Here is a 5,622-nt window from a genome sequence, read left to right as displayed (position 1 = left end):
CCTATAAATCAATTGATTACCAAGAAAACCATTGAGAAGAATAATTATTCTTGTGTTGTAGTGGATGATGGTTTTAAAGCTTTGGAAATTTTAGAAAATCAAGAATTTGATGTTATTTTAATGGATATTAATATGCCTTTGATGAATGGATTTGAAACGTCAAGAAGAATAAGACAGAAAGGTATCGAAACTCCTATAATTGCATTGACGGCCTTTGACAAAAACGAAATTACGGATGAAGCAATAATGGCAGGAATAAACGATATTATTGTAAAACCTTTTGAAGTAGTTCAGTTATTTAAAATTATTAATTGTCTCATTTTAAAAACAAAAAGCGTTGTTTGATACCAACGCCTTTTGATTTTTTTTGCTGTTTATTTGATAGCGATAGTTTTTAATTCTTTTTTTCTAGGGCTATTTTTTTTAGCGATACTTACGCCAAGAATACCATCTTTGTATACGGCTTCTATTTTGTTTTCATCTGCATAATCTGGAAGATTAAATGATCTGTAAAAAGATTGGTAGTTGAATTCTTTTCGAACATATTCGTCTTTTTTACTGGATTCTTTTTTTTCTTCTTTTTCAGCGGAGATGATTAGCATGTTATTGTCGACTTCAATTTTAAAGTCTTCTTTTTTTAAACCAGGGGCAGCTAGTTCAATTTCAAGTTTTGTATCAGTTTCTTTTAAGTTTACTGATGGTAAATTAACTCCTATTGCAGGGATACTTCTTTCAGCCCAATCCGAAATATCTCTAGTAAAAAAATCTTCAAATAGAGGGTTAACTAACTTGCTCACAACTGAGGGAAACATTCCGTCCCCTCTTTTGATTAATGTTTCCATAATTTGATTTTTTGAAATTTTTATTGCATTTTTTGGTCGATAATTCTATGTCAAATATAATAAAAATTGGAGCTTATTGTTCTGATATTTATCATGTTAACTAAAAAAAAATACATTTTAACGTAACGTTAAAATGTATTTTTTTACAATCGCAGAGTCTAATAAAAAATGCTTAGTACCAGCGTTTTTTATTTTGTTTTGATGTCGTTGATTTTCTTGATTTATGTGCACCGCCACTTCTGTTCGAGTTTTTCTGAGCAGTTGGTGCTTCAGTAGGACTTCCAGAGTGCCATGGATATGGGTGATCATTTATGGTCTGGACATCTACCTTGATTAACTTTTGAATGTCTTTCCAATAATCCTTTTCATCTTTGCTACAAAATGAGATTGCAATACCTCCGTTTCCGGCACGGCCCGTTCTTCCAATACGGTGTACATATGTTTCTGGAATATTAGGTAAATCAAAATTGATTACAAAAGGCAATTGGTCGATGTCAATTCCACGTGCTGCAATGTCAGTAGCTACAAGGACTCCAACTTCTTTGTTTTTGAAAGCGTCAAGAACGCGTTGTCTCGCATTTTGGGATTTATCCCCGTGTATGGCTTCGGCAGGAATATCTTTTTTTCTTAATGCTTTTACCACGTTGTCAGCCCCATGTTTTGTTCTTGAAAAAACAAGAACATTTGATAAATTTTCATTTTTTATCAAATGGTACAATAAGTTTCTTTTTTCTGTTTTTTCAACAAAATAAACACGTTGTTCTACATTTTCTGCTGTTGATGAAACAGGGGAGACTGTAACTGTTTCTGGGTCTGTAAGAAACATTTCAGCCAGTTCACGAATGGCCATTGGCATCGTTGCAGAAAAGAAAAGTGTTTGTCTATTTTTTGGCGTAAGCTTTACAATTTTTTTGACATCATTGACAAAACCCATATCAAGCATTTGATCGGCTTCATCGAGTACAAGGGTGTGTAAATGATTCAAATCAATAAATCCTTGCTTGTGCAGGTCTAATAATCGTCCTGGTGTAGCAATCACGATATCAACCCCATTTTTTAAAGCATCAACCTGTGGATTTTGAGAAACACCTCCAAAAAGTGTTATTTGTGTCAAGTTGGTGTATTTACCGTAGGTGTCAAAACTTTGTCCAATTTGAACAGCTAATTCCCTAGTAGGTGTAACTACAAGTGCGCGAATTACTTTTGCTTTTTTTGATGAACCTACTATTCGGTGTAATTGATGTATAATTGGTATTGCAAAAGCGGCAGTTTTTCCTGTTCCTGTTTGTGCACAACCAACCAAATCTTTTCCAGCTAATACAACTGGAATGGATTGTTCTTGAATGGGAGTTGCTTGTGTATAGCCTTCTTCAAATACGGCTCTTTGTATACTTTTTGAAAGTGATAAATCTTCGAATAACATAATTTTTGTATTAAATATCTTGTAATAAGTACATAGATAAGGCTGCAAAGATAGTGTTATTATTTTTGATGCTTATTATTTTTGAATTTCAGTAATATTTATAGTACAACAGAATTTTGAGCTTTCATAAAATCAGTGACTAAATAGCCAATAAGTTTCCCAATTAAATGATTGTTTTTATCTTCGCCTAAGTCAGGGGCTCCTTCACAAATATGCAAATAAGTTGCATTTTTATTTTTTCCAAAAAAAGAAACAAATTGTCGCAGTTCTTCAATTGAAAAACCACTTAAAGTCATCGCGCTGCTTGCAATATTCGGGATAGCATCCAAATCAATTTCGATTCCAAATGGATCATTTTTAATAAAATCAAGAGCGGTAACCATTTCTTGACCAAAGTTTTTTTCTTTTCTGATATTAACACTGTCGTAAGTGTTGTATCGAACTCTATCTTCAATCTTTTTTATAATGTCCAAAACACTTTTGGAAGTATAATTTTCATGAAGACCAAATATGAAATATTTTTTTAAAAAACCTTCTTCAAAGGCATATGAAAAACCGTTTCCGCTGTGACGTCCTTCTAAAATTCTAAAATCGGAGTGTGCGTCAAAGTTTACGGCATTTATAGCTTTTCCTTTGGCAAGTGCAGCTCCTTTGATATTTCCGTATGCATTGTTGTGCCCGCCACCAATAACAATTGGGATCTTGCCACACTGTATGATTTTACAGATTATATGAGAAACCTCTTTGTCAATTTTTTCAACTAAATGACTTAATTTAGATCGATCGTCTATATCATTGAAATCGAGATGTTCTACTTCTTTCATTTCTTGTTTTACATTCAGATGGCCTAGGACAATAATTTGATTACCTTTTGAAAAACGATTGTGCTGTATATTGGCTATACTTTTAATGGCGCTTTCCCATGCTGATGCCGCTCCAGGTCTTCCATAATTAGCTCTCACTCCAATGTCTTCAGGAATTCCAAATAGGACAAATTTTGCTTCGCTTGATTTTATAAACTCAAAGGGGTCAGCGTCCTTTGGTATTGTAAGTATTTTTTCACCAAATTTAATTTCTCCACTTCGGTGATTAGTGATTTTGGCTAGGTCGTTAATACTGAGTGTAATAAGTTTTTCCATAAAAAATATATTTCCCAAAAATAATATAATTGTATTAAGTTGCGTTATATATATTATTAAATTTGTAAAAAACAATTATATTTTAACATGGAAAATCAAAAAAACAATTCAAGTCTAAAAGCTGTTATAGCAGTTTTAGCTATTTTATTAGTAGGGAGCTTAGTTTATATTTTTAAAATGTCTTCTGAAGTTGAATCTGTTCATACCGAAGTTGTAAAAGTTGGGTCTGAAAAAGAATCGGTTATGAAAGATTTACAAGATCTAAAAGCGACTTATGATGCTGCTATTGCAGAAAATACCTCAATGTCTGAGGAGTTAATTCAAGAAAGGGATAAAGTCGTTAATTTGATGGATGAACTTAAAAAATCTAATGGTGATTTATCAAAATACAAAAGCCAAGTTCGTACTATGCAAGCTCACATGAGTGAATTGATGAAAGAAAATGAAGGTTTGAAAAAACAAAACGTGACTTTGACTAACCAACGTGATAGTACAGTTGTAGTTTTGGGTCAAGCACAAAAATTTAATGAAGTTTTAGTTGGGCAAAATGAAGAATTAGCAAAAACAGTTGATAAAGGATCTAAATTATCAGTTTTGAACCTTCAAACTGCAGCTTATAAATTAAAAAGTTCAGGTAAAGAAATTGCAACTGATAAAGCAAGTAGAGCAGATGTACTTAAAATTAGCTTTACTATCGCTGAAAATTCTATAGCAAAATCAGGTGATAAAGATTATTACGTACAAGTTATTGATAGTAAAAATAATGTTTTAGGAGATGCTAAAACGATTACTTTTGGAGATAAAGTATTGTCATACAGCTTTGTTTCTAGTGTGAAATATGAAAACAAAACTGTTCAAGTATCTCAGGATTTAGCTGGAAAAGATTTTGCTAAAGGACTGTATTCTGTAAATGTTTTCGATAAGGATCAATTGGTTTCTTCAACTAATTTCTCTTTAAGATAATAATAAGGATTTCTTTCAAAAAAAGGAACGATATTCAATCTGAATATCGTTCCTTTTTTTTGAAATATATTTTGAAAAGCTAAAAATTATTATTCAATAATTTTACCATCAAGTATTACTTTATCGATTAGATTACTGCCAAAAGCGTATGGTAATTGATAATAGGAAGGTATTGTTTTTGTGATGATTAAATTGGCTTTTTTGCCTTTAGTAATACTTCCGTGTGTTTTAGAAATTCCCATAGCATAGGCACCATTTAGAGTTGCAGCATTTATGGCTTCTTCGGGAGTCATTTTCATTTTGATACAAGCTGTGGCAACTACAAAATTCATATTTCCTGATGGGGTGGAGCCTGGGTTATAATCGGTTGCAAGAGCCAAAGGAAGTCCTGCAGCAATCATTTCGCGTGCAGGCGTGTAGGGAATGCTTAAAAAATAAGAACAAGAGGGTAAAGCTACCGGCATTGTTTCGGTGTTTTTTAAGGTTTCTATGTCATCTGGTTTCATTATTTCAAGATGATCTACCGAAAGGGCATTGTATTTTACACCCGATTGTATTCCTCCAATAGAATTGAACTGATTGACATGGATTTTTGGTTTTAAGCCAAATTGAATTCCAGCTTCCATAATTTGTTCGGTCTCTTCCACAGAAAAATAACCTGTTTCACAAAAGACATCAATAAAATCGGCCAATTTGTTTTTGGCAATTTCTGGAAGCATTTCGTGAATGATTGAATCAATATAACCTTTTTTATTATCTTTAAATGCAGTAGGGAAGGCGTGAGCACCAAGAAAAGTTGCTTTTATCGCTATTGGGTAGTTTTGGGATAATTGCTTGATTACGCGAAGCATTTTGAGTTCTCCTTCAACTGTCAGTCCATATCCCGATTTTATTTCAACAGCTCCAGTTCCCAATTGTATTACTTCTTCAAGACGCTCTTTCGATTGATTGTAAATGTCTTCTTCAGATGTTTCGTTAAGTTTTTTTGCCGAATTTAAGATTCCACCGCCACGATTGGCAATTTCCTCATACGTCATCCCATTTATGCGGTCAACAAACTCTTGTTCGCGATTACCTGCATACACTATGTGAGTATGACTGTCACACCAAGAAGGAAGAATCATTTTCCCAGTAGCATCAATAGTGTTGTCTACGGTAATTTTAGGTAAATTATCCATAGATCCAAAATCAGCAATCAAATCGTCTTTGATAAGTAAAAAAGCATTCTTAATTGTTGGCAAAATAGCCATCTCAG

The 5,622-nt window shown here is 33.0% G+C and carries 6 protein-coding genes; 2 read left to right on the top strand and 4 right to left on the bottom strand.

The genetic code is table 11. From position 1 onward, the window contains the following. The coding region (locus tag VFS71_RS02980; protein WP_326399297.1) for a response regulator at positions 1–345 on the top strand (345 nt) is incomplete at its 5' end. A 29-nt stretch (positions 346–374) separates the two neighbouring features. Here the strand turns inward: VFS71_RS02980 and VFS71_RS02975 are convergent. From VFS71_RS02975 to VFS71_RS02965, 3 genes are all read right to left on the bottom strand, one after another. Then, positions 375–842, bottom strand: coding sequence for an Hsp20/alpha crystallin family protein (locus tag VFS71_RS02975; protein WP_326399296.1), 468 nt, complete (start codon positions 840–842; stop codon positions 375–377). 172 nt (positions 843–1,014) lie between these two features. Then, positions 1,015–2,265 carry a DEAD/DEAH box helicase gene (locus tag VFS71_RS02970; protein WP_326399295.1) on the bottom strand — a complete coding sequence of 417 codons (1,251 nt, stop codon included), beginning with the start codon at positions 2,263–2,265 and terminating at the stop codon, positions 1,015–1,017. Between the two features lie 98 nt (positions 2,266–2,363). Beyond that, positions 2,364–3,404 carry a formimidoylglutamase gene (locus VFS71_RS02965; protein WP_326399294.1) on the bottom strand — a complete coding sequence of 347 codons (1,041 nt, stop codon included), beginning with the start codon at positions 3,402–3,404 and terminating at the stop codon, positions 2,364–2,366. An 87-nt stretch (positions 3,405–3,491) separates the two neighbouring features. Between VFS71_RS02965 and VFS71_RS02960 the strand changes: the two genes are divergently transcribed. Continuing rightward, positions 3,492–4,367, top strand: a complete 876-nt coding sequence (locus tag VFS71_RS02960; RefSeq protein ID WP_326399293.1) for a hypothetical protein — start codon at positions 3,492–3,494, stop codon at positions 4,365–4,367. A gap of 89 nt (positions 4,368–4,456) precedes the next feature. On the opposite strand, the gene hutI is transcribed toward VFS71_RS02960, so the two are convergent. Next, positions 4,457–5,622 (bottom strand): imidazolonepropionase (gene hutI, locus VFS71_RS02955; protein ID WP_326399292.1); only part of this gene is annotated, 1,166 nt, incomplete at its 5' end.

It is taken from the genome of Flavobacterium sp., assembly GCF_035760125.1.
GTDB lineage: Bacteria > Bacteroidota > Bacteroidia > Flavobacteriales > Flavobacteriaceae > Flavobacterium.
Note: the sequence above shows the minus strand (reverse complement) of the source record. Positions and strands in the feature narration are given on the sequence as shown.